This is a genomic window from Chryseobacterium sp. P1-3, assembly GCF_000738495.1.
Classification (GTDB): domain Bacteria; phylum Bacteroidota; class Bacteroidia; order Flavobacteriales; family Weeksellaceae; genus Chryseobacterium; species Chryseobacterium gallinarum.
Genome location: NZ_JPEQ01000009.1, coordinates 83,747 through 110,370, shown reverse-complemented (window position 1 = coordinate 110,370; position 26,624 = coordinate 83,747). Strand labels below are relative to the sequence as shown.

The window sequence follows — 26,624 nt, the reverse complement described above, 5'->3', positions numbered from 1 at the left end:
CCACCTGGGTTGAAGTACCTCCTACTCTAATTTCTTTTCTTAAGGTGGTTTTTCCGTTGATATCTAGCATAGACTTTGGTTTAGAAGTCCCGATTCCCACCTGTGCGCCTGCATAGATTGAAAGAAATACAGTCACGCAGCAATATATTGTTTTTTTCATAATAAGGTTTGCAAATGTACAATTTTCAAATCAAAAAAAGTTTCCAAAGCACACCTTAACTCCATAGAAATAAACACATTACGCTATCGAATTAATCACACAAAAAAGTAGAATTAATTCTACATAACTCTACTTTTCACAAATGAATTTAAATACACCCTCCAGCAAACCCTTTATGCATGGGAGCTTATTAAGTTTTTTTTATCATTGGAAGGTGACTTCAAAACCATATAAAACGCATTAACTCTCTGGTACATGAATACTTTTAAAGTAAAAAATGATAATAATCACAAAAAAAACATATAAAAACTTAAGCTTTTATATGTTTTTCACACTTTATAGAAAAAAGCAATATATCTGAAAATTATAATTTACTCGTGATCAATAATAGCTTTTAATAACCTATTCACTTCATCAACATTCTTTACCTTTTCTTTTCTCATCATAAGCTGATTCCCTTCTTTACCCGACTTCTCTTTCAATTGAGCTTCAGCCGGATTCCCGGTTAAATAGTTGATAATATGCCTGAACCTGTTTGTCTGATAAAACTTATCCTGCGGATTACCTGGGAAATATCCTAAGAATACTCCGTTTTTCATTACAATTTTTTCGAAACCAATATCAGCAGCAAGCCATTTCAAAGAAACACTTTTCAACAGATTAACAGCTTCTTCAGGCAATGGCCCGAAACGATCAATCAGCTCAAGCTCAAACTGGTGCAGCTCCTTTTCATTAGTAATTTCAGCAATCTTCTGATACAACAGTAATCTTTCTTCCGTATTGGAAATATAGAAATCAGGAAGCATTAACTCCAGATCCGTATCAATATTGACATCTTTTACAGATTTGAAAAGCTTTTGTCTGTCTTCTTCATTGTCAAATAAATTTTCAAAATCAGTATCATCTTTAAGCTCCTCTAAAGCTTCCTGCATTAGCTTCTGATAGGTTTCAAACCCCATTTCATTAATAAAGCCACTCTGCTCTGCACCCAATAAATCTCCTGCACCACGGATTTCGAGGTCTTTCATGGCAATCTGAAAACCGCTTCCCAAATCTGAAAACTGTTCAATAGCCTCCAGTCGTTTCCTTGCATCCGTAGTCATCATATCATAAGGAGGCGTAATCAGGTAACAAAATGCCTTCCTGTTGCTTCGCCCTACCCTTCCTCTCATCTGGTGCAGGTCTGCCATTCCAAAACGATGTGCATCATTAATAAATATAGTATTGGCATTCGGAACATCTACTCCACTTTCAACAATCGTGGTGGAGACAAGAACATCATACTTTCCCTCCATAAAATCCAAAACATTTTTTTCCAGCTGTTTCCCTTCCATCTGCCCATGCCCTGTAATCACTCTTGCATCCGGAACCAAACGTTGGATAAGGCCGGCAATATCTTTCAGGTTTTCAATCCTGTTGTTAATGAAATAAACCTGTCCGTCCCTTTGAATCTCATACGAAATAGCATCCCGAAGGGTTTCTTCATTAAAATCAATCAGCTGGGTATCTACCGGCTGCCTGTTCGGCGGTGGCGTTTTAATAACAGACAAATCCCTTGCGGCCATTAAAGAAAATTGAAGGGTTCTTGGAATAGGAGTTGCTGTGAGGGTAAGGGTATCAACATTATTTTTCAGCGTTTTCAGTTTATCTTTTACAGAAACACCAAACTTATGTTCCTCATCAATAATCAATAACCCAAGATCCTTGAATTTAACCGAACTGCTTACCAACTGATGAGTACCTATTATGATATCTACTTTACCGTTTTTCAGCTCTTCCAATGTTTCTGATTTTTGTTTTGCCGTCCTGAAACGGTTTATATAAGAAACATTTACCGGAAAATCTTTCAGCCTCTCTTTAAAACTTCTGTAATGCTGGAAGGCCAGAATTGTTGTTGGCACCAATACAGCAACCTGTTTTCCGTCTGTTGCAGCTTTAAACGCAGCCCGGATGGCAACTTCCGTTTTTCCAAAACCTACATCTCCGCAAACCAACCTATCCATAACGGTATCGGCTTCCATGTCTTTTTTAACGTCTATGGTTGCTTTTTCCTGATCCGGTGTATCTTCATAGATAAAGCTGGCTTCCAGTTCATTCTGCAAATAGGAGTCCGGGGTATACGCAAAACCTTTTGCTGTTTTCCTTTGGGCATATAGCTTAATAAGGTCAAATGCAATCTGTTTTACCTTTGCCTTGGTTTTCTGCTTTAATGTTTTCCAGGTCGGGGACCCCAGTTTACTTAGGACAATTTCTTTTCCATCGGGACCATTATACTTGGAAATCTTATGTAAGGAATGGATACTTACATACAATAAATCCCCGTTTTTATAAGTCAGCTTAAAACATTCCTGGATCTTACCGTTGTTATTTACTTTTACCAGCCCCATAAATTTTCCGATCCCATGATCTATATGAGCAATATAATCTCCTATTTTTAAAGACATCAGGTCTTTCAGGGTAAGCTGTTCTGATTTGGCAAAAGTATTTTTAGCTTTATATCGCTGATAACGGTCAAAAATCTGGTGATCCGTATAGACCAACAATTTATGCCCGTTATCTACAAAACCTTCATGCAGCTCAGACCTGAAGCTTTTAAAAGGAAGTTCATGTTCCAGTTCCTCAAAAATAGATTCCAGACGTTCCTTTTGCTTCTCCGTTGAAAAAGAAATCCAGGTATCAAACCCGTCATTTTGTTTTTCTTCAAGGTCTTCAATCAGCAATTCAAAATTTTTTGTGGAAAGAAGGCTGCGGCATCTGTTCCATTTTAATTTCGGCGGCATCTTTTATTCCTTCAATCAACACTCCACCGAAATCTATAGTTTTAAATTTCTTATAATCAAACAGGAATTCCTGGTCTGAAATAAAAAGTTCCTGGGGGCTTCTGTGAGCTATATCCTTACTTAATGTTTCATATTTCTCCAATGCCTTTTCATAGAAAGTTCTGATTTTCTGCATTCCCACCATACCATTTTTGGTTACTACAAAACTTTCTTCAGGCAATAATTGCAGCAAAGAAACCCTGCTTCCGGTCACTGAAAAATTCATATTGGAAACCAACTGAAAATCTTTCACTTTGTCTATGGAAAGCTGGGTTTCAATATCAAAGGTCCTGATACTTTCCACCTCATTTCCAAAGAAGGTAATTCTATAAGGCTTCTCGTAAGAATAGGAAAATACATCTACAATTCCTCCTCTCACTGAAAACTCTCCAGGCTCGGAAACAAAATCAGACTGATGAAAATTATAATGATTAAGCAGCTCGTCCACAAAGTCAAAATCCAGATGATCCCCTACTTTAATGTGGTGTGATATCGCTTTAAAGTCTTCTTTTTTCAATACCTTTTCAGACAAGGCTCCTGCGTACGCTACAATAACCTTTGGAGATCTTCCCGAGTTGATTTTGTTCAGTACTTCGGTCCGCAAAACCAGATTGGCATTCTGGGTTTTTTCTACCTGGTAAGGCTCAAGATGTGTTGCCGGGAAATACAGGACCTTTTCTTTTCCAAGCAGATCTTCCATTTCCGTGTTGGCATACAATGCATCTTCTTTATCATCTACCAGATAAAGAATACTTTTCTTTTGAGCCAGAAACAACTCAGCCACAAAAATAGAAACCGAAGACCCTGCACTTCCTTTTACAGCAATATGCCGGTGATCTTCTAACCTGATAAAAATCTCTTTTCCGAATTCTTTTTGCATTAAATCAGGAAGAAACTTTTCATTGATGGATTTTAATTGCATAAATACTAATGGTATAAACGACAAAAGCGATTTCGGGAGTATTCCGAAACCGTTTGCTATATACAAAGGTAAGGATATTTTTTTCTTCCATTGAAGGACAAGCACGTGTTTCTCATGTAAGAATTATTGTTTCATCATTATAAATCTTAATTTTTTGCTAATTTATTTAATAACAAGTTAAAAAAAACCAAATATCCATATATGGCATATTGTTTGGGATTTTAGTTTTAACAAACATTTTAAGAATAGTATTATGAAAAAAGCAATTAAAATTTTAGGAGTTTTGATGATGTTGGTTTTTACAGCATTATCTTTTTCGTCGTGCAGCAGAGATGATGATCCTACCAACAATGATTTCTTTGCAGGAACGTATAAAGGAAGTATTTCTTATAACGACGGTGGATCTACCAACATTAGCACCGATAACGGAAGTGTATTTGTTACAAAGATAGCCAGCGGTACAAAGTATAATTTTGCCTTTTCAAACAGCATCCCGGATCTGAACGGAATTGAATTTGAGCAAAAAGGGGATCACACTCTGGTAATGGTTGGCTCCACAGCTACCTCATACATCAGAATTGATAATAATGAATTGAAAATTCTATATTTAAAGGATGGTAAGACCTGGACTGCGAATTGTACACGTTAAACAACTTATTCACTATACACAAAGTCTGCTCTCAAAACAGGGCAGGCTTTTTTGTTTTCCAAGGGTGTTTTAATTTTTTTTTAAGCTGTAATAAACTTTAGTTAAGTTTAAAAAACCAAATATTCCAGCCCGTTTTTTGCATATCTTTAATCAATCAAAAATAACAGTTTCCTATGAAAAAATTATTATCTGCAATGTCATTGGTTTTAGGACTAGGACTTGCCACTGCACAGCAGACCGCTCCCGCTACCACTTCAGCACCTCATCCTGTAAAAACAGTAAAAGCAACTAAACCCGCTGATGTAAAAGCAGCTAAACCTGCCGATATGAAAACAGCAAAACCGGCTCCGGCCCAACCTGCTGCCATAATGAAAAAAGACGGAACTCCGGACAAAAGATATAAGGCTAACAAACACCTGAAAAAAGACGGAACACCGGATAAAAGGTACAAAGCCAACAAGTAAACTTTAACATATAGTTGTTATTTTCATAATCAAATTTCGAACGCCGATGGATCTATTTCATCGGTTTTTTTATATCTGTCCCTGATAAATATGCTCAGATTCTTTACTTATTTATAAATTTGAGGCATGTTAAACTTCTTCAAGAAAAAAGCGGCACTTATTTGGGCAAAAAAACATGTTCAAAAAGCAGAGGCATTCAAAAAAAATGCAGAGAAAAACCAGGAGGAGCTATTGCTATCCCTTGTCAGCACTGCTCAGAAAACACTTTTTGGCAGAACACATAATTTTGAAAACATCCGTTCTGTAAAAGAATTTCAGGACCTGGTGCCTGTTGCCGATTATGAAGATTTAAAACCCTATATAGAAAGGGTAAAGAAAGGACAGGCGAATATTTTATGGACAGATACTCCTGAATATTTTGCCAAAACTTCCGGGACAACATCAGGTTCCAAATACATCCCTATATCCAAAGAAGGAATGCCTTTTCAGATTGCCGGAGCCCAAAGTGCACTTTTCCATTATATCGCTAAAAAAAACAATGCTGATTTTGTTAACGGCAAAATGATATTTTTACAGGGAAGTCCCGAGCTTGAAGAAGTTTTCGGAATAAAGACCGGAAGACTATCCGGCATTGTAGCTCATCATATTCCCGGCTATCTTCAGAAAAACCGTCTTCCAAGCTGGAAAACCAATATCATGGAAGACTGGGAGGCCAAGGTAGACAAAATCATTGAAGAAACGGAACATGAAAACATGACGCTGATTTCAGGAATTCCGCCATGGCTGATCATGTATTTTGAAAAATTGACTGATAAGCATGGAAAAAAAGTAAAGCAGATCTTTCCTAATCTCCAGCTTATTGTGACGGGTGGGGTGAATTATGAGCCTTATCGTGATAAAATGGAAGATTTGCTGGGAGGAACGGTAGACATTATTCAGACCTTTCCCGCTTCTGAAGGTTTTTTTGCTTTCCAGGACGATTACACCAAAGAAGGACTTCTGTTATTAACCAATCATGGAATTTTCTATGAATTTATTCCACTGGAAGAATATGGAAAACCCGGAGCCCGGAGGCTGACCTTAAAAGATGTAGAACTTCATAAGGATTATGCTTTAGTCCTGACTACCAATTCCGGATTATGGGCTTATTCGATAGGAGACGTAGTGCGTTTTATTGATAAAAAACCATACAGGGTTTTGGTAAGCGGAAGAACAAAACATTTCACTTCTGCATTCGGAGAGCATGTTATCGCATTTGAAGTAGAAGAAGCGATGAGAGCTACCCTGGAAAAATATCCCGCTCAGATTACCGAATTTCATCTTGCTCCACAGGTAAACCCGCAGGAAGGACTCCCTTACCATGAATGGCTGATTGAGTTTGAAAAAGCTCCAGAAAACATAGAACTATTCAGAGATGAACTGGATCAGCAATTGAGAAACAGGAACACCTATTATGACGATCTGATCTCAGGGAATATTTTACAAAAGCTACATATTACCCTTCTCAGGAAAAATGCTTTCCAGGAGTATGCAAAATCACAAGGGAAGCTGGGGGGACAAAATAAAACGCCAAGATTAGCCAACGACAGGAAAATTGCAGATCTATTAGAAATTTACAAGCTTTAGACACTTTTTTTCAATTCCAAAAACGTATATTCGAAAAAAATTATAAATTTGAAAAACTAAAAGAAAATAATGAAAGCATCTGTACTGTTAAAATCATCTTTATTAACATCTTTATTTGTCGTTTCTTCTTGTGCTACCACAAAATATAGTGAGGATATTTCAAAGAACAATTATTCTAATCTGGAAGCCGGTAAAATATACGTTGTTACCATGAGGGACGGATCTCCGAAACAAAAAATATTATTCCGGAATGTAATGGGGGACAACCTGGTAGGAACCGCAGGAAAAAAAGACAGTACAGAAGTCATTATACCTAAAGCTAAAGTAGCTGCTGTGAAAGACAGATCCAAAGCCAGGATTCTAGCCGGTGCCACTGTTATTGGAGCAGCGGGAGTTGCAGCCCTGGTGATTAGTTCTTCAAGAGCCGACTAAAATAGATTTTATCTCTCAGAATATATTTAATATATCTTTTAAAAAACAATATATGAATAGTCCTAAATAAATTTTTAGGGCTATTTTTGCTCATGATTTCCTTTACCCCGTTAAAAACATTACAAAATATTGAGTTCAGAAACCTTCTTACCGGAAGATTTTTCATTGTTTTAGCTTTCAGGATGCTTGCCACATTATTGGGATGGTGGGTATACCAGTTGACCAAAGATCCCTTTTCAATCGGACTTATCGGGCTTTCAGAGGTGATTCCGGCAGTAAGTTGTGCTTTATACGCCGGTCATGTTATCGACATGAATGAAAAAAAGAAATTGCTGCTTATTTGTAATTATGCCTATATTTTCCTGATCGGACTGTTGCTTATTCCTGCTTTTTTTTAATATGAAAATGCATTTTACAGGACATCAGATCACCTATTATATATATGGCGTCATATTTTTCACAGGAATTGCAAGGGCTTTTATCGGGCCTATTGTACCGTCCATGATTCCTAAAATTGTAAAAAAAGAAAACCTTCCTAATGCAGTCACCCTGAACCAGGCTACTTTTCTTATATCCTCCGTTTGCGGACATGCTATAGGAGGAATTCTTATAGGTTATTTCGGAGTAAAGTGGACTTTGATTGTTATTTTATCCCTGATCTTTATTGCTTCATTATTTTTCTGGCAGCTCAATAAACAGTATTCAGAATATAAAAAAGAAAATGTGAATGTAGTAGAGAGTATGCGTGAAGGGATTTCTTATATATTCAAAACCAAAGAAATTTTAGGGGCATTATGTCTTGATATGTTTGCTGTGCTTTTTGGAGGTGCAGTAGCCATGATTCCTGTATTCGCAACAGACATTTTAAATTCGGGAGCTGAAGGCTTCGGTTTGCTCAATGCAGCTTCAGATATCGGATCAATGTGCATCATAACCACTTTATCGATTGTCCCTTTAAGAAGAAACCAGGGGAAAATACTTCTTGCGGTAGTGGCAGGATTTGGGCTTTGCATTATCGGGTTCGGGCTTTCCAGGCTTTACTGGTTGTCTTTTATGTTCCTGGTGATGAGTGGCATGCTTGATGGTATTTCTGTTGTCATCAGGGGGACAATTGTACAATTAAAAACCCCTGATCATATCAGAGGCCGCGTCCTCAGTGTAAATTCCATATTCATTATGTCCAGCAATGAAATGGGACAGTTTGAAAGCGGGTTGATGGCCAAATTATTGGGCGTTGTACGTTCTGTTGTATTTGGTGGAACAATGACTGTTTTAATTGCGCTGCTGGTAGGAAGTACCAATCCTAAATTGAGGAAGATGCAGTATTAATCATTCTTATATTGAATTAAAGAAATATTACACATCAACATATTAATCAATTTACTAGTACAATTTTCTTTTTTTTATTAAAACACTAATATTATATCCATTAATATTAGTATATATTTAAAATAAACGCCATATTTTAAATTAATTCGCAATAGAATAATATTTTTTTTTATATTTGATTGTAAAAAAAATTATTTCATTATGCACAATGTTTCAATTCATAGGTGTTCCGCTTACTTGGGGGCATACTCCTTCTTATCTGTACAGAATCAGACTCATTTTATAGTGGATATTATGAACAGGCTTTACCACTTAAATCGGATTTTCAAAAATCTGACACCATGCATAGCTTGGGATTGAGAAACAAAAAAAAGCTATCAGGACGAGCTTATCTCTAATGAATGAAATCTAAAAACACAAAAATGAAAAAAATATTACTTCTTTTAATTCTGCCCATATGCCAGGTCTTTTTTGCACAACAAGACTGTATTACTTCCTTAGCCGTTTGTGGCAGTTCTGATATTTCCTATACACCTAATGGTCCCGGAGTACAGGAATTACCTGATGGGAACTGCGGTACTTTCACAGAACAGTATTCTGTATGGTATAAATTCACTATTGCAACGGCGGGAACATTAACTTTTACAATTACGCCCCTTCAAAGCACATCAACAGATTATGACTTCTATGTATGGGGCCCGAATGTGACCTGTAACAACAAAGGAAATACAATAAGGTGCAACACCTCCTATACGTCGGGAGCAACCGGTCTTAATATGACGACAACATTTCCATATGCCGGATCCGGGACACAAAATTTTGGGGCATGGTGTAAATATATGGACGTTTTACCGGGAGAAACCTACTTCCTTTTAGTAAATAATTACAGTGCAAATACCACCGGATTTTCTTTAACATGGGGCGGAACCGCTACTTTATTATCTCCTTTCACAGATCCTGTGCTCACTCCACATCCATTTATACCTCCTGGTACACCCAATCCAAACAACCCAAATGAAGTAAGCATTTGTTCAAATCCAACCATTTTTGACTTCAGCAGCTTAACTCCAGGAATACTCAATGGTAATAGCAATTTTGTAGTCACCTATCACACCAATCAAAATGACGCCCTTTCAGGCAACAACCCTATCACAACTCCTCAAACTGTTGGAACAACAACCACCTATTACTATAGCATACATTACCAGGATCCTACCAATCCTAACAATCCCGTTAATTCCTGCAGACAAACCGGTAATTTTAAGTTTAAGGATAATTCTATTACTGCCAATGATGCAATCTTAACCATGTGCAATAATAACAACTCAGGTATAGCCGTTTTCAATTTAACTACTGCCAACGTATATAGCGGAACGGGCACAAAAAAATATTATCCGACTTTAAATGATTTAAATACCGGAACGAATGAAATTACAAACCCCTATACCTATTCATCCTCAGCCGGGGTAGTCTATGTAAAAATAACCAACCCTCAGGGCTGTTCCACCATTGCCAAAATCACCCTTGATTTTTATCCTGTAGTACAGGTGAAAAATGCTTCTATAAGCGCCTGTTTCACGGAGCAAAACACTTCAACAGGAATATTTAACCTTAATAACGCTCATGTAACCACCCAAACCAATACCACTAAAAGGTATTTCCCGTCTTTAACCGACGCCCTGGCAGGAACTAACGAAATTGCCAACCCAACAACATACATTGCTCCCAACGGGGTGGTATATGTAAGGGTAACGGATTCGCAAAACTGTTTTTCCATCGCCGAAATCACTTTAGTTGTCTTTCCTCCTGTAAAATCTAAAGTACTGGTAGATAAAATCATCTGCATGGAAGACAAAACGACCTTGGATGCAGGACCGGGATTTGACGGTTACCAATGGAGTACCGGGGCAACCACTCAGATAGCCAGCAATATAGGAGTAGGAACATATTGGGTAAAATTAAAGACCCGGGATTGCTATACCACCCAGACGGTAAAGGTATATGCTTCTGAGAACCCGGTCATTACCGGAATTGACATATCAAACAACACGCTCACAATCAATGTGACCGGAGGAACTCCTGATTATCAATATTCTATGGACAATATAAAATGGCAAAGCTCCAATCTCTTTACGAACATTACAAGAGGAAACCATAAAATATATGTAAAAGATTCTTACAACTGTAAGCCTGTTGAAATTTCAGTTGTTGTTCCTAATCTCATCAATGTTATCACACCAAATGAAGATGGTATAAATGATGCGATAGACTATTCCGCACTGGCAGATAAGCAAAATCTTGTATTTACTATTTTCGACAGATATGGCTCTAAAATACATCAGGCTGACAGGTTAAACGGGTATAAATGGAACGGAACAATAGCCGGGAAAAAAAGTTCCGACAGGGACATACTGGTACACGGTGACATGGAATGAAAATGATAAGAAAAACACCTCATTCAAGTATTCAGGGTGGATAATGGTAAAAAACAGAGAATAATCATCAATCAGTGTTTGAGTGAAATACTTATGGATGCTTATTACCGGTAAATTCAGAATAGGAAATTTCTATTCTGAATTTATCTATTAAATTTCAATAACAGGAGACTGGCGATGATCAATAAAAAAGTGATATCTTAGCTTAATATTCATTTTTATTAAATATATCTCAAAATCTTTAATTTAACATTAATAATTTTTTATATTTGCTATAAAATAATAGCTTATGAATAAACTTTTACTAACTATATGCTTTTTTAAAGTAAGTTTATGGGCTCAAGCTCATGCTTTCAACAGAAAAACCTTACAACAGGCTGGTATTCCGTAATTATGAAACAAAAGAGAACTCGCTCAAGTTTTCAGGAAGCTCGTAATAAAATCGAGAATTGCACACTACTCAAGTTGCTTCGTGGCAACTTTATAAAGCAATGATGGTAAAATTATTCATTTCAATTTTGTTTCATAAAATCATTTTAACAATGAAAAAAATACTACTTCTTTTAATTTTATTTATTTCACAGGCGTTTTTATTCGCAATCAGATTGTCCTTCTGCAATTCCTCTCTGTGGAAATTCTGATATTTCCTATACCCCTACGGGGCCGGGGAACATTTTAGAAATCCTCAATCAAAATGGGGGGTGCTTATCTACAAATGAGCGCTATACAGTATGGTACACTTTCACGGTATCAAGTGCAGGAACTCTTGCTTTTACGATCAAGCCTAACGACCCTGATGATGATTACGATTTCGCCGTGTACGGTCCTACCCCGAACGGATGCCCGTCTTTACAGAATGACCAGCACGTTTTTGTAGCTCCTCTGAGATGTAACTACTCAGGTACTCCTGGAGATACCGGCCTGGATCTTGCTATTCCTCCGGCCAGTGGAAACAGTGGAAAATGGAGCCCTTATATAGATGCAGCACTTGGGGATACTTATTACCTGGTGGTTGATAACTACAGTAAATCACCAAACGGATTCTCCCTGGTATGGTCAGGAACTGCCAGCTTAAGCTCTGCCTTTAATGATGCCAGCTTAGCTCCTTATCCATTTATCACTCCCGGAATTCCGGCAGCCAATCCTTCAGATCCAAGCCAGGTTATGGTATGTGGGCTTCCAACTCAATTTAACTTCACAACCCTTACAGCAGGAATTATTAACGGAAACAGTACCAACTTCCAGGTAACCTATCATAATGAAATCAATGATGCCCTTACCGGTACCAACCCACTTACGACAGCAACGGTAAATGGTACAACAATTTATTACTACAGAGTTGTATATCACGATCCCAATAATGCGGGTAACCCGATGAACGGCTGCTTTATTACAGGAAAGTTCAAGTTTGTTAATGTAGGTATCACGGCAACTCCAGCTACCCTTTTAGCGTGTAATAACAATGGAGCAGGCACAGGAAAATACGATTTAACTACCGCCGGCGTATTTGGAGGTACAGGAGCCACAATCAAATATTACCCGACTCTTGCAGATATGAATGCCGAGACCAATGAAATTACAAATCCTACCAATTATGTTTCTCCGGAAACTACAGTATATGCAAAAGTAATTTCCTCATTCGGATGTATCGCAACCACCACCATTAAACTGCAATTCTACCCGACTGTTGTTTTAAAGGACGCACAGCTTAGCGAATGTTATATTGAAAACAATATTACTTTCTCAACATTTGATCTTGCAAAAGCAGATATCGGACTTCCTAATCCGGTCCCTACAGGAACTGTTATAAAATACTATAAGACATTAGCGGATGCCCAAAGTGAAACAAATGCTATTCTAAACGCTAATGTTTATCTCTCTACAAGCACTACCGTATATGTGAGAGTAACCAATGAGAGACAATGTTATGCTATTTCAAAAATCACCTTAAATGTTCTTCCTCCGGTAAAATCTGCTGTACTGAAAGACAAAACCATCTGTGCTGAAAGCAAAACAACATTAGATGCCGGACCTGGATTCGACGGATACGAATGGAGCACAGGAGAAACCACTCAATCCATCAGCAATGTTGGAATCGGTTCTTATTGGGTTAAGCTTAAAACAGGAAAATGCTTTACACTGCAGGAAGTAAAGGTTCAGCCTACTCAGCAGCCTGTTATTTCAAGTATAGATATTTCCAACAACAATATCAGCATTTACGTTGCCGGCGGAACGCCTCCTTATATGTATTCTATAGACGGGGTTAACTGGCAGGAATCCAATGTTTTCTCAGGACTTCCAAGAGGAGAAAATAAAGTTTTCGTAAAAGATTCTTTCAACTGTAACCCTGTTCAGATTACGATTACGGTTCCAAATCTGATCAATGCCATTACTCCAAACGGAGACAACATCAATGATGTTATTGATTATTCTGCATTAGCATACAAAAAAGAACCTTGTGTTTATTGTATATGACAGATATGGAAACAAACTTCATGAAGCCAATAAAGTAAGAAATTTCACATGGGACGGAACAGCTTTCGGCAAAAAAATCCCGACAGGAACCTACTGGTATACCATTTCATGGAATGAAAACGATAAAAACAATACTGAAACAAAATACTCAGGATGGGTATTGGTAAAAAATAAAGACTAAGCTTTTATAGGCTTATGAAAAATCACCTCAGCAGAGGTGATTTTTTTATCAACACACTCAGCTTCCTGCAGAACGCCTTTTGCAAAAAACTGCGGATAATTTGTTGATTACTATTTTTAAATTATTTTCTAAATAGACTATCTTTGCACAATGGCGCAGAAAGAAACATTATCATCCTTAACGCACGGAAACTTTGCAAAAGAATTATCTATTGCGGATGGAAAAATGCCTCCTAATGCAGTGGATTTTGAAAGACTTGTTATCGGAACTTTTTTGATTGACAAAAAAGGTCTAGACCATTCTATTGACCTTCTTACTCCTGAAGTGTTTTACGATCCAAGGCATCAGGTTATTTTTTCTACTATTTTAAAGCTTTATGAAGGCAATCATCCGGTAGATTTAATGACCATTATCCAGGATCTGAAAAAGGAAGACAAATTAAGCCAGGCAGGGGGCGATCATTATATCATTGACCTCACGATGGGGGTAAGCTCATCTGCCCATATAGAATACCATGTACGGGTCATTCTTGAGAAATATATTCTAAGAAGCCTGATCAATGTTTCTGCTAATGTGATTGATTCTTCATACAAAGAGTCTACCGATGTTTTTGAACTTCTGGACAAAGCAGAACAGTCTTTCTTTGAAATCACCAACGGAACGATCAAAAAGGGATTCGATACTGCCAATTCATTGGTAAAACAGGCTATTGACACTATTAAATCTTTGAAAGACAAGCAAGGACTTTCAGGGGTTCCTTCCGGTTTCAGAGATGTGGATAAAGAAACCGGCGGCTGGCAAAATTCCGACCTTATTATTATTGCCGCCCGTCCCGCGATGGGAAAAACCGCGTTTCTTCTTTCTATGGCAAGAAATATTGCGGTAGGCCACAAGATTCCTATGGCTCTATTCTCTCTCGAGATGGCATCCGTTCAGCTTATCACAAGGATGATTGCTTCTGAGACGAGAATTTCATCTGAAAAATTAAGAAAAGGAACACTGGATGACGAAGAATGGCAAAGGCTGTTCTCCAATGTATCTGAGCTTGAAAATGCACCGCTGTATATTGATGAAACTCCTTCACTTTCTATTTTTGACTTCCGTGCAAAATGCCGAAGGCTGGTAATGCAACACGGAGTAAGGCTTATCATGGTCGATTATCTTCAGCTGATGACTGCCGGTGGAGGCGGAAAAGGAGTAGGAAACCGTGAACAGGAGATTTCCATGATTTCCCGGTCATTAAAAGCTATTGCAAAAGAACTTAACGTTCCGGTTATTGCACTTTCGCAGCTTTCACGTAGTGTGGAAGCGCGGCCCGGAAAAAGGCCCCAGCTTTCAGATCTAAGGGAATCAGGAGCGATTGAGCAGGATGCGGATATCGTATCTTTCATCTTCAGGCCTGAATATTACAAAATTTCCGTTTGGGATAACGATGAAGAAGGCCAGGAAACTTCTACTGAAAACCAGGCTGAATTAATTATCGCAAAACACAGAAATGGTGCCACAGCCGATGTCCGGTTATCTTTCTTAAAGCATTTTGCTAAATTCGGGGATATTGAGGCTGCTTTTGAAGGCGGTGCCGGCGGCGGTTATCCATCTAACTTCGGAAGCAACGAACCAAGCGGTTTCGACAGGATCAAAACAACGATTCAACCGGGGGCAGCATTTGACCTTCCGGACAGCTCAAAGCTTTCCGGATCTTCGATGAATGACCTGGATGACGATGATGATTTTCCATTTTAGGTGATTTGAAGGTTTTAGCCTACAATTTTACAGCTTACATAATCAATTTATAGTATCAATTTGAGAATCGAAATATACACCGATGGTGCTTGCAGCGGAAACCCGGGAAAGGGCGGATATGGAATTCTCATGCGCGTTCCTGAGAAAAATTACCAGAAAACTTTCTCCAAAGGCTTCCGGAAAACTACCAACAACCGAATGGAACTTCTGGCTGTAATTACCGCATTAGAAAAGCTGAAATCTACAGACAATGAAATCCACATCTATACAGACAGCAAATATGTGGCTGATGCCATCAACCAAAACTGGATTTCAGGCTGGATAAAAAGAGGCTGGAAAAATGTAAAAAATCCTGATCTCTGGAAAAAATTTATCGAACTTTATCATAAACATACTCCTAAAATGCACTGGATAAAAGGACACGCAGGACATTTTGAAAATGAACTTTGTGATAAACTGGCAGTTGCAGCCGCGGCTTCCGACCGCCTCGAAATTGACACCTATTTTGAGAACCTGGATAACAACTCGCTTTTTTAGCGATTAACACTTAGCCACCAATACACCTCTACCAGCCAATATTTCATCATAAGAAACATTAATGTTTTAAATAATATTTAATTTTTTAACAAAATTAACAATAAATACATATTTATTTCGATTGGGATTTAATATCTTTACTTTTTAATCCTAAATCCCAATTAAATGAATAAAAATCTATTAATTTGTTTTTTTCTTTTATTTCTCAGTTTTTCGGAAAAATATTTAGCCCAAACCTATCAGCTTACGGGCAATCCGATCAATACTACCGGATGGACCACAGTATCTCCGGCTTCCGTAAATGGTGATTTTGTACAGCTCACACCGGACAGCAATAACCAATCCGGATCAATCAGACTGAATAACCCCATCAATTTAAAATACTGTGATAAATGGAGAGTGGAGTTCGACTTCAGAATGGATTCCAGCCAAACTTTTAATGGTGACGGGCTTGCATTTTGGTACCTCGCCAATCCTCCGGTTGCCAGTGTATTAGGGTCCGGACTCGGAGTATCCCAGAATGCAATAGGGTTTATTGTAGGATTTGACACCTATAATAACACAACCACAGCAATGATGAGCAAGGTGCACGTTGCCTATGGACAGGTACCTAACACAACTGACAATAACAATGTTGAATACTTTAATGTTCCGGGAAGTTCTTTCCATTCACCGGATCTGAATTCAACCTTGCCTTTCCAGGGAACCACTTATAAACATGTGGAGGTAACTGCGCAGATAGATCCCGCCGCTCCTGCTAACTGGATTGTAAAAATAACCATTGACGGCACCGTCATCTGCAACCAATCTTTCGCTCCTTCCGGGGGAGCTGCTACCATGACACAGGGATATTTTGGGTTTTCAGCCTCTACAGGGGCCGCAAAGTCCAGGCATTCCATTAAAAACGTAAAAATCTACACAGATAAGGTGGCAATTCTGAAAGATTCAACAACCCAATCCTTCTGCCCTAACCCTGCTACCGGATATGGAACTGTCAATTTAACTACATTCAATTCGCAATTTGTAAGCAATCCCGGGAATTATACTTTCACCTACTACCCTTTCGGAAGCTCTACCCCGATTGCCAATCCTGCCAATTATCAATTTAATACCAACACCACTGTGACGGTTGTCATCAAAGACAATGCAGGCATATTATGTGACAACCCGGACGGGAAAATCCAACTGGTTTTATCGCCTTTTAAAGCTGATGATAAAACACTTTTAGCATGCAACAACAATAAAGCAGGGACCGCCACCTTTAATCTTACCACTGCCGATGTAACAAATGTACCCGGCGTGACTAAAAAGTATTACAAAACACTAAATGACCTCAATGCAGGAATCAACGAGATTCCTTATCCGGACAACTATATTGCTGCTCCGGGAATTGTTTATGTAAAAGTAAGTACACCGCAAGGCTGTACGGGTACAGCCAAAATCACGCTGGCTTTCTATCCTGAAACCCCGGTGAAAGAGGCAAGTCTTCAATCGTGCTTTATAGAAAATAATATTTCCAACGCTATTTTCAATTTAACAGCTGCTGATGTCACTTCATTAACTACCGGAGTCAGCAAAAAGTACTATACCACCCTTGCCAATGCTCTGAATGGCACCAATGAAATTGTCAATATACTTCAATATATTTCTCCAAGTACAGTTATCTATGTGAAAGTAACGGACAGTAACGGGTGTTTTGCAATAACGAAAATTAATCTGGTTGTATTACCACCGGTAACTTCGCCTGTTCTGAAAGATAAAATTATCTGTATCGGGGATAAAACCAACCTGGATGCAGGCCCCGGTTTCGCCACATACGAATGGAGTACCGGAGCAACAACACAATCGATTAAAGATGTAGGAGTAGGACAATACTGGGTAAAGCTCAAAACAGGTAATTGTATCACCACGCAAATAGTAAAAGTAATAGCGTCAGCCAATCCTGTAATTTCAAGTATTGACATCCACAATAACACCATTACAGTAAATGCAGCAGGAGGAACTCCTCCGTATCAATATTCTTTAGATGGGGTCAATTGGCAGAATTCTAATTTTTTCTCCGGTTTAGCCAGAGGGGAGGTAAAAGTCTTTGTAAAAGATTTTTATAATTGTACCCCGGTCCAGATTCAGATTACAGTTCCTAACCTGATCAATGCGATCACTCCGAACGGAGATAATATCAACGACGTGATTGATTATTCGGCCCTGGCATATAAAAAGAATCTGGTTTTCACAGTATATGACAGGTATGGTAACAAACTCTATGAAGCCAGCAAAATAAGAAATTACACATGGGATGGTATGGCATCCGGCAAAAAAATCCTTACCGGCACTTACTGGTATACCATTTCATGGAATGAAAACAATAAAGACAATACCGAAACCAAATACACGGGCTGGATTTTAGTAAAGAACAGAGAATAGTATTGGTGCTTGCTATACACAGCTACCTTATTCAAGGGCGGGATGATAAAGAATGCCATTAAGGTCTGTCATCATTGGCATTCTGATTTCCTCCTCTACAAAAATTACACTCAACTACCTATTATGAAAAAATATATACTCATTGGTTTACTTACTTTTCTGCTTTGTTTGTCGGGAAAGTTATTTTCACAAACCTATCAACTCACTGGTAACCCAGTAAATACAACAGGATGGGATCTTGTATCAGATGCCACAGTGATCGGAGATTTTGTAAGACTCACTACTGATCAGACCAGCCGTTATGGTGCCATAAAATTATCTACCCCCATTACCCTAAGCTATTGCGATAAATGGAAAGTAGAATTTGATTTCAGAATCGACGGAAACGGGACCACTCAATTTGGTAAGGGCGATGGATTTACATTCTGGTATCTAGCGAATCCACCTACAGGGTTTGTATCCGGAGGAGGATTAGGAATTCCTGCCGGAGCTTCGGGTTTAATGGTTGGCTTTGATATTTTCAATAATACTACAGAAGGGCAGATGAGTAAAGTCCACCTTTTGTATGGCACTAACAATACTGCAGGTAATAATATTGAATTCAACAATACCCCGGGAAGCACCTTCCATTCTCCGGACCTTAACCCTACCCAGCCTTTTGTAGGAGATACCTATCGGCATGTAGAGGTAAACGGAGAAACAGACCTCAGCAATCCTACCAATTGGATTATTAAAATTAGAATAGACGGAGTACTCATCGTGGACCAGTCATTTGCTCCATCGGGGGGAGCTGTAGGAATGACACAGGGATATTTTGGCTTTTCGGCTGCTACCGGAGGTGCCAGCGCAAGACATTCCATTAAAAATGCAAAAGTATTTGTAGATAAGGTACCTATCCTTAATAACACAGTGACTCCATTTGTATGTACAAATCCTGCCACAGGAAACGGAACTGTAGATCTGACTTCCTTCAATCCGCAGTTTGTCAATAACCCTGGAAACTATATTTTCACGTATTATATATTAGGAAACTCTACCCCCATTGCGAATCCCACAAGCTTCCAATATTCAGGAAATACAACCATTAAAGTAGTTATTAAAGATCCAACTTCTACCCTTTGTGATAACGGAGATGGCGTCATACAGCTTAACCCGACACCATTTGCAGCAACTGATGCAAGTCTTACGGGCTGTAATAACAATAATGCAGGAACCGCAACCTTTGACCTCACTACAGCGGCAGTCACTACGGTAACCGGTGTTACTAAAGAATTTTACCCTACTCTATACGATCTCAATGCAGGAACAAACCAGATTACCAATCCTACAGCCTACGCATCAGCCGCCGCCACCATCTACGTAAAGGTAACAACACCGCAAGGATGCGTAAGTACGGCAAAGATTACCCTCAATATTCATCCCGTTGTTGAGGTTAGCAATACAGAAATAAGATCCTGTTTCATAGAAACTGACCCTTCCACAGCTTCTTTTGATCTTACATCAGCTTTTGTTACTGCTCAAAACTGGCCTAAAAATTATTATCCTTCTTTAACGGACGCCATCAATGGGACCAATCAAATCACCACCCCTTCAGCTTACATTGCCCCGACAGGAGTAATTTATATAAAGGTTACCAATCCGGACACCGGATGCTACGCTATTGCAACCGTTGTTATCACTGTCCTTGCACCTGTTTATTCTGATGTTTTAAAAGATAAGACCATTTGTATGGCAGATAAAACAACACTGGATGCAGGCCCCGGGTTCAAAAGCTATGAATGGAGCACCGGTGCAACCACCCAGGCCATCAATAATGTAGGAGTAGGCACCTATTGGGTAAAACTCAAAACCGGAAATTGCGTGGTCACTCAAAAAGTAACCGTATATCCTTCCGAACATCCGGTAGTGACAAGCATTGATATTTCAGCAGGAACCGTCACTGTATATGTAAACGGAGGGACTCCGCCATATCAGTATTCAATGGATACCGTTAACTGGCAGGATTCTAATGTATTCACCAATGTCAGCCGGGGAGAAGCCAAGGTCTTTGTAAAAGATGTTTACAATTGCGAACCTGTTGAAGTCAATATTACGGTACCTAATATCATCAATGTTATCACACCGAATGGGGACGGAATCAATGATGCTGTAGATTATTCGGCATTATCCAACAAACAAAACCTGGAAATAGCGGTCTTCAACAGATATGGCACTAAAATATTTAAAGCAGATAAAACCAACGGATACAGATGGAACGGCTCCGAGCATGGTGGAAGAAAAGTATCGACAGGAAATTACTGGTATTCTATCTCATGGAATGAAAACAACAGCACCAACACTCCTGTTCAGTTTTCCGGCTGGATTGTTGTAAAAAACAGAGATTAGAGAAGCAATATTTTTAGATGTAAAAATCACCCTTAGTTCAGGGTGATTTTTGTTTTTTTATGGAAAAGGAGATATTTTATTTTAAAGGCATTTTATTCATATTCAATTCTTAAATTTGTCCTATGAATTATTTGGAAGCTTTAAGCAGAAGATATTCTGTGAAGAAATTTAATAATCAACGCATTCCTCAGGAGACTTTACACAACATTCTTGAGTCAGGAAAGCTATCCGCCAGTTCGCTGGGGCTTCAGCCTTATAAAATTGTGGTGGTTGAGAGTGAGGAAATGAAGCAAAAATTGATTCCGGCTTTCTATAATCCATCGCAGATTTCCACCTGCTCTCATCTTATTGTTATTATTTCAAAAAAAATGATTGAAGAGCATTATATTCATGGTTATTTTAATCATATTTCTGAAGTAAGACAAACTCCTGTTGAGAGTCTTGCCCCTTTTAAAAACAGTATTAATCAACATATTAACCAAAAGACACAGGATGAAATTCTCAGCTGGGCAGAAAAGCAGTCTTATATTGTATTGGCCAATTTAATGTATGCTGCTGCTATTGAAAATATTGACTCATGCCCAATGGAAGGCTTTCGGCAAGATCTTATAGAAGAAATCCTGAATATCAACCGGGAAACAGAAAAAGTAACCGTCACCCTCGCTTTAGGCTATCGTTCTGAAGAAGATTACTTCCAGCACATGAAAAAAGTAAGAAAACCAAATGAAAAATTGTTTAAATTTATTTAATTAAACGAGATTGTACCTAAAGCAAGCATAATGATAAAAGCGGATGTATTAGTAATCGGTTCCGGGATTTCCGGACTTTCCTATGCCATTAAAGTTTCTGAACAGCTCCCTGATGCCAAAATCATCATTGTAACAAAATCTGATGAAGATGAAAGTAACACCAAATATGCACAAGGTGGATTAGCTGTAGTCACGGACTTCCAGAAAGACAATTTCGAAAAACATATTGAAGACACCATGCGTGCCGGAGATGGCGAAAATAAACGTAATGTCGTAGAAATGGTTGTTAAGGAAGCTCCTGCAAGATTCAACGAAATTGTAGAATGGGGTGCTCAGTTTGATATGAAAAATGGCAAATTTGCTTTGGGAAGAGAAGGAGGGCATACCGAAAACCGGATTGTACATCATAAAGACATTACAGGATTTGAAATAGAAAGAGCATTACTGGAAACTGCCAACAATAGTCCTAATATCGAAATCCTTGATCATCATTACGTTATAGATATCATTACCCAGCATCATGTACCGGGAAAAGAACTGAATGAAGGTGATATTCATTGCTACGGAGCTTATATCCTGGACGAAAAATCCAAGATCATCAAGAAAATAACTTCTAAAATAACCTTAGTAGCCACCGGAGGAGCCGGACACGTTTATAAAAACACTACTAATCCGACTATTGCCACAGGCGATGGTATTGCTTTCGTTGCGCGTGCCAAAGGAAAGGTTTCCAACATGCAGTATTATCAGTTTCACCCTACAGCTTTATACAATAAAATAGACGGAATGCTTTTTCTTATTTCCGAAGCCGTAAGAGGAGATGGTGCAAAATTAAGAACAAAAAGAGGCGAAAAGTTCATGAACAAATATGATGAACGTGAAGAGCTGGCCTCAAGAGACATCGTTGCAAGAGCAATTGACAACGAAATGAAAATTTCCGGAGACGAATATGTAGGTCTGGATTGCCGGGAAATGAATCAAGAAAAATTCCTGGAACATTTTCCCAATATATATAAAAAATGCAGGGATGAAGGAATTGATCCTTTCACCCAACTGATCCCGGTTGTTCCCGCATGCCATTATCTGATGGGCGGCATTGAGGTAGACAGAGACGGGCAGTCTTCCATCAGAAACCTTTTTGCGGTAGGGGAATGTACTAATTCCGGACTTCACGGAGCCAACAGGTTAGCGTCTAATTCTTTACTGGAAGGTCTGGTTTTTGGACATAATGCAGCAATGAAAACAGTAAGCCTGCTCAAAGAAAATAATTTTAATTTTGATGATCTGAAAGCTGTGCCGGAATGGAATGAAGAAGGAATGAAAATTATGGACGAAATGGTAATTATCAGCTACCTGAGAAAACAGCTTCAGGAAATGATGAGTGACCTTGTAGGAATTGTAAGAAGCAACAGGCGTCTGAATATGGCACTTCAAAAGCATCAGGAAATCGCAGCAGCTGTTGATGAAATCTACCACTACTCTATCCTGTCTCCACAATTATCGGAATTGAGAAATTTAACGACTGTTGCTCATCTGATCATTATCCAATCTATGGAAATGACAGAAAACAAAGGGGCATTTTACAATAAAGATTTAGCTTAAAAGCATACGAAATGAAAAAACCAAGCTACGTTACCGAAAAAGCATTAAAAGCATTCATAAAAAAGCGCTCTGGAAGAAGATATTCAGGACGGGGATCATTCCACCCTTTCCACTATACCAAAAGATTTACAACAAAGTGCCAAGCTTTTAGTAAAGCAAAACTGTATTCTTGCCGGAGTGGAACTGGCTGAAATCATTCTCAAAACTTTTGACAAAAATTTAAAAATAGAAACCTTTCTCAAAGACGGGGATGCGGCTAAAGTTGGAGACATAGCATTTATAGTAACCGGAAATGCCAGATCTATTCTTTCTACTGAGAGGCTCCTTCTCAATTGTATGCAGAGAATGAGTGGCATAGCGACCCTGACCCACGAGTGGGACTCAAGATTGGTAGGGACAAAAACTAAACTTTTAGATACCAGAAAAACGACTCCCAATTTCAGGATGTGTGAAAAATGGGCGGTTGCAATAGGCGGAGGAACCAATCACAGATATGGGCTTTATGATATGATTATGCTGAAAGACAATCATATTGATTATAACGGAAGTATTACCAATGCCGTTAATATGGCTAAAGAATATATTAAGGCTCACAAGAAAAAATTAAAAATTGAAGTCGAGACAAGAAATCTTGAAGAAGTCCGGGAGGCTATCAATGCAAAAGTTGACAGGATCATGTTAGACAACATGGATGTACCTACCATGAGACAAGCCGTAGAAATGATTAACGGTTCATGCGAAACTGAAGCTTCAGGTGGTATTACCCGTGATATGCTTAAAGAAATTGCATCTACGGGGGTTACTTATATCTCCGTAGGAGCACTTACACACTCGGCAGAGAATATTGATCTGAGTCTCAAGGCTGTGAAATAGCGTTGTATTTTTAACAAAAACATCCTTGATTTGTTAAAAATACAACAACATGACTTTTTTCATGCAAAAATTCAATTTTTGTTTATATAATTGTAAATCAATTACTTAATATTATTAAGACTGATTAAAAATTAACATTGAGTTAATAATAGTTAAATTTAATTTTGCGAATTTTGCAGAAAATTAAATCTAATTATTACTAACGATTATGAAATTAATCAACAAATCGATACTAACTGCGGTTATTACTTTGTCCACGGCTAGTGTTTATTACGCTCAACAAGTTCAGGACACTGCTACAGCTAAGTCTAAAGACATTGAGGAGGTAATTTTAAGAGGTGTTACGGATATCGCAAAAGATAGAAAAAACGCCTGTTGCTGTTTCTACTATTAAAGCAGCACAAATTATAGAAAGATTAGGAAATCAGGAGTTACCTGAGATTTTGAACACGACTCCATCAGTTTACGCTACAAAATCAGGAGGTGGTTTTGGTGATGGTGGTATTACCATGAGAGGTTTTGAATCCCGAAATATTGCAATCATGGTAAATGGTATGCCGGTTAATGATATGGAAGGCGGTACTGTTTATTTCTCTAATTGGACAGGGTTATCAGATGTGACAAGTACATTACAAGTACAGAGAGGTTTAGGTTCTTCCAAATTAGCTATCGCATCTGTAGGAGGAACAATAAACTTCCTTACCAGATCTGCAGATATGAAAAGAGGAGGGGTTATAAGATTAGGAGTTGGTAATAATGATTATTTAAAAACTTCATTTGCTTATAATACCGGCAAATCTGAAAACGGCTGGTCTACTTCATTTTTAATGAGCAGACAGGCTGGAGGTACCTATATTGAAAATACAGATTATGAATCATATGCCTATTACTTTGCATTAGGCTGGGAACCCAACAAAAAGCATAACTTTCAGTTTACTTTAACTTCAGCTCCTCAATGGCATGATCAGAGAACTTATGCTCCAACAATTGCTAATTACATCAAATTTAATCCCGATCAGGACGGAACACCATATAGACAATATAATTCAGACTTTGGTTATTATACCGATGCTACGGGAAGAAAAGTTGCATTAGCTAACAGAGCAAATTATTATGCAAAGCCGGTAATGATGTTGAACTGGGATTGGACTATGAGCGAAAAGTCTAAGCTAAGTACAGTATTATACATGTCTAACGGTAGAGGTGGTGGAGTTGGTGACCTAGGTAAAGTTGGAGGAAAATCAATAACCAGCTTCTATGATAATATGGGTCATTTCAACTATGATGCTATATTTGCAGCCAACCAAGGTGTTAATGTAGGTACAGCTGCTCCTGGAAGTACATTAATTCGTAGAGCGAGTATCAATTCTCATAACTGGTATGGGATTTTAGCAAATTTCCAGCATAAAATTAATGATAACTGGAATTTCTCTATAGGTACTGATGACAGATATTACTATGGATATCACTATCAGGTAATTTCAGATTTATATGGTGCTTCAGGATATAAAGAAGGAGGTAATGCAAATGTTAACCCATATGTAGTTAATAAAATCTACGACTATAAAAAAACTTTCTTGGAATCCATTCGGAGGAAAAACAGCTCCTTTAAATGAGCAAATTGGATATAGTAACGATGGTGAGGTTCTATGGTATAGTGCATTTGGACAAATTGAGTATTCCAAAAATAACCTATCTGCATTTTTACAAGGGTCAGTTTCCAACCAAAGCTACCAAAGAATTGATAATTTTGTAAAAGACGGAAGCACTCTGAAAGGGCAAACAGTTCATACGAAAACAGGATTTAAAGACCTTTTCGGATATAATATTAAAGGAGGTGCCAACTATAATATTGATTCACACCATAATGTATTTGCCAATATTGGTTATTATAGTAAGCAGCCTTTCATGAACTCTGTTTATCCTAATAACCAACAGTTATTAAACTCCAATTTGACAAACGAGAAAATATTCTCCGCTGAAGTTGGGTATGGCTTCAGATCTCCAAAACTCAACGCTAATGTTAACCTATACAGAACTGAATGGAAAGACAGATGGCTGAGAAGGGGAGGAATGCAATTTGAAGTTGCAGACCCGACAGCGCCTAATGGAGTTGGTATTATTACAGGATACTCTGAAATCAGTGGAGTTACACAAGTACACATGGGTATTGAAGTAGATGCTGTTTATAAGCCTTTTGCATTCTTGGACCTTGATGGTATGTTCTCATTAGGTGATTATAAATATAAAGGTAATGCTAATGGAACCAACTTCGATGATAATAATAATCCACTAGGAACCACATCAACGTTATACCTTGATGGTGTAAAAGTTGGAGGAAGCAGCAGTAACAGTATTCCTCAGTTTACAGCATCACTTGGAGCAACGATAAAGCCAGTAAAAGATCTTAATATCTATGGTACTTGGAGATATGTTGGTGAACTGTATTCTTCTATTGATGCTACTACTTTCTCTAAGATTGAAAACCAAGCTAAAGGAACATTAAAATTACCCGATTATAATCTGTTTGATCTAGGTATATCATACAAAATAAGACTGAAAGATACTTCTAAGTATTTCACAATTGGTGCTAATGTTTACAATTTGTTTGATACTACTTACATTTCTGATGGAGCTACAAACAACCACGTTAAAACCTTGGGAGATTTTAATAACAATCAGCAGCAATATGATGCATATATTAATAATCCTGATAACTTCTATAAAGGAATTGACAGAACTAACAGAGTTTATTTCGGATTTGGCAGAACCTGGACTGCAAACTTATCATTCAATTTCTAATAATATAACAACATTAG

Annotated in this window: 15 protein-coding genes and 3 pseudogenes; 17 read left to right on the top strand and 1 reads right to left on the bottom strand. The window is 38.2% G+C overall.

Translation table 11 applies throughout. The features are described 5' to 3' along the window. Window positions 1-531 precede the first annotated feature (531 nt). A pseudogene (gene mfd, locus HX13_RS14210) lies at window positions 532-3,901 on the bottom strand (transcription-repair coupling factor). A 253-nt stretch (window positions 3,902-4,154) separates the two neighbouring features. Between mfd and HX13_RS14205 the strand changes: the two are divergent. The 17 genes and pseudogenes from HX13_RS14205 to HX13_RS24420 all read left to right on the top strand — a co-directional run bounded on the left by HX13_RS14205 (window position 4,155) and on the right by HX13_RS24420 (window position 26,607). Then, on the top strand, window positions 4,155-4,550 hold the full coding sequence (locus HX13_RS14205) for a hypothetical protein (RefSeq protein WP_050021652.1): 396 nt from the start codon (window positions 4,155-4,157) through the stop codon (window positions 4,548-4,550). 173 nt (window positions 4,551-4,723) lie between these two features. Next, a complete protein-coding gene (locus HX13_RS14200) occupies window positions 4,724-5,014 on the top strand; it encodes a hypothetical protein (RefSeq protein ID WP_050021651.1) in 291 nt (96 codons plus the stop codon). Window positions 5,015-5,140: 126 nt separating this feature from the next. After that, window positions 5,141-6,640, top strand: a complete 1,500-nt coding sequence (locus HX13_RS14195) for a GH3 auxin-responsive promoter family protein (protein WP_050021650.1) — start codon at window positions 5,141-5,143, stop codon at window positions 6,638-6,640. A gap of 69 nt (window positions 6,641-6,709) precedes the next feature. Continuing rightward, on the top strand, window positions 6,710-7,072 hold the full coding sequence (locus HX13_RS14190) for a hypothetical protein (RefSeq protein WP_050021649.1): 363 nt from the start codon (window positions 6,710-6,712) through the stop codon (window positions 7,070-7,072). 92 nt (window positions 7,073-7,164) lie between these two features. After that, a pseudogene (locus HX13_RS14185) lies at window positions 7,165-8,401 on the top strand (MFS transporter). A 422-nt stretch (window positions 8,402-8,823) separates the two neighbouring features. Continuing rightward, window positions 8,824-10,836, top strand: a complete 2,013-nt coding sequence (locus tag HX13_RS14180; protein ID WP_238555360.1) for a T9SS type B sorting domain-containing protein — start codon at window positions 8,824-8,826, stop codon at window positions 10,834-10,836. Between the two features lie 816 nt (window positions 10,837-11,652). Continuing rightward, window positions 11,653-13,311 carry a gliding motility-associated C-terminal domain-containing protein gene (locus HX13_RS14175; RefSeq protein WP_238555359.1) on the top strand — a complete coding sequence of 553 codons (1,659 nt, stop codon included), beginning with the start codon at window positions 11,653-11,655 and terminating at the stop codon, window positions 13,309-13,311. Then, window positions 13,295-13,492, top strand: coding sequence for a T9SS type B sorting domain-containing protein (locus HX13_RS24430; protein ID WP_238555358.1), 198 nt, complete (start codon window positions 13,295-13,297; stop codon window positions 13,490-13,492). The genes HX13_RS14175 and HX13_RS24430 overlap by 17 nt, the downstream gene beginning before the upstream one ends. Before the next feature lie 150 nt (window positions 13,493-13,642). Continuing rightward, window positions 13,643-15,235 carry a replicative DNA helicase gene (gene dnaB / locus HX13_RS14170; protein WP_050021648.1) on the top strand — a complete coding sequence of 531 codons (1,593 nt, stop codon included), beginning with the start codon at window positions 13,643-13,645 and terminating at the stop codon, window positions 15,233-15,235. 60 nt (window positions 15,236-15,295) lie between these two features. Further along, a complete protein-coding gene (rnhA, locus tag HX13_RS14165; protein ID WP_050021647.1) occupies window positions 15,296-15,772 on the top strand; it encodes a ribonuclease HI in 477 nt (158 codons plus the stop codon). A 165-nt stretch (window positions 15,773-15,937) separates the two neighbouring features. Further along, window positions 15,938-18,196 (top strand): lectin-like domain-containing protein, encoded by a 2,259-nt coding sequence (locus tag HX13_RS14160; protein WP_050021646.1) that lies wholly within the window; start codon window positions 15,938-15,940, stop codon window positions 18,194-18,196. A gap of 123 nt (window positions 18,197-18,319) precedes the next feature. Then, window positions 18,320-20,581 (top strand): gliding motility-associated C-terminal domain-containing protein, encoded by a 2,262-nt coding sequence (locus HX13_RS14155; RefSeq protein ID WP_128572424.1) that lies wholly within the window; start codon window positions 18,320-18,322, stop codon window positions 20,579-20,581. Between the two features lie 122 nt (window positions 20,582-20,703). After that, window positions 20,704-21,330 carry an NAD(P)H-dependent oxidoreductase gene (locus HX13_RS14150; protein ID WP_050021644.1) on the top strand — a complete coding sequence of 209 codons (627 nt, stop codon included), beginning with the start codon at window positions 20,704-20,706 and terminating at the stop codon, window positions 21,328-21,330. 30 nt (window positions 21,331-21,360) lie between these two features. Beyond that, window positions 21,361-22,932, top strand: a complete 1,572-nt coding sequence (nadB, locus tag HX13_RS14145) for an L-aspartate oxidase (RefSeq protein ID WP_050021643.1) — start codon at window positions 21,361-21,363, stop codon at window positions 22,930-22,932. Window positions 22,933-22,943: 11 nt separating this feature from the next. Continuing rightward, window positions 22,944-23,805, top strand: a pseudogene (nadC, locus tag HX13_RS14140) (carboxylating nicotinate-nucleotide diphosphorylase). 338 nt (window positions 23,806-24,143) lie between these two features. Continuing rightward, a complete protein-coding gene (locus HX13_RS24425; protein ID WP_238555357.1) occupies window positions 24,144-25,421 on the top strand; it encodes a TonB-dependent receptor plug domain-containing protein in 1,278 nt (425 codons plus the stop codon). Between the two features lie 292 nt (window positions 25,422-25,713). Next, window positions 25,714-26,607 (top strand): hypothetical protein, encoded by an 894-nt coding sequence (locus tag HX13_RS24420; protein ID WP_410493136.1) that lies wholly within the window; start codon window positions 25,714-25,716, stop codon window positions 26,605-26,607. Window positions 26,608-26,624: the final 17 nt, after the last annotated feature.

Bases quoted from the DNA above. Each gene is read 5' to 3' on its own strand.
- HX13_RS14205 (WP_050021652.1), top strand. From the start codon at position 4,155: ATGAAAAAAGCAATTAAAATTTTAGGAGTTTTGATGATGTTGGTTTTT.
- HX13_RS14200 (WP_050021651.1), top strand. From the start codon at position 4,724: ATGAAAAAATTATTATCTGCAATGTCATTGGTTTTAGGACTAGGACTT.
- HX13_RS14195 (WP_050021650.1), top strand. From the start codon at position 5,141: ATGTTAAACTTCTTCAAGAAAAAAGCGGCACTTATTTGGGCAAAAAAA.
- HX13_RS14190 (WP_050021649.1), top strand. From the start codon at position 6,710: ATGAAAGCATCTGTACTGTTAAAATCATCTTTATTAACATCTTTATTT.
- HX13_RS14180 (WP_238555360.1), top strand. From the start codon at position 8,824: ATGAAAAAAATATTACTTCTTTTAATTCTGCCCATATGCCAGGTCTTT.
- dnaB (WP_050021648.1), top strand. From the start codon at position 13,643: ATGGCGCAGAAAGAAACATTATCATCCTTAACGCACGGAAACTTTGCA.
- HX13_RS14160 (WP_050021646.1), top strand. From the start codon at position 15,938: ATGAATAAAAATCTATTAATTTGTTTTTTTCTTTTATTTCTCAGTTTT.
- HX13_RS14155 (WP_128572424.1), top strand. From the start codon at position 18,320: ATGAAAAAATATATACTCATTGGTTTACTTACTTTTCTGCTTTGTTTG.
- HX13_RS14150 (WP_050021644.1), top strand. From the start codon at position 20,704: ATGAATTATTTGGAAGCTTTAAGCAGAAGATATTCTGTGAAGAAATTT.
- nadB (WP_050021643.1), top strand. From the start codon at position 21,361: ATGATAAAAGCGGATGTATTAGTAATCGGTTCCGGGATTTCCGGACTT.
- HX13_RS24420 (WP_410493136.1), top strand. From the start codon at position 25,714: ATGAACTCTGTTTATCCTAATAACCAACAGTTATTAAACTCCAATTTG.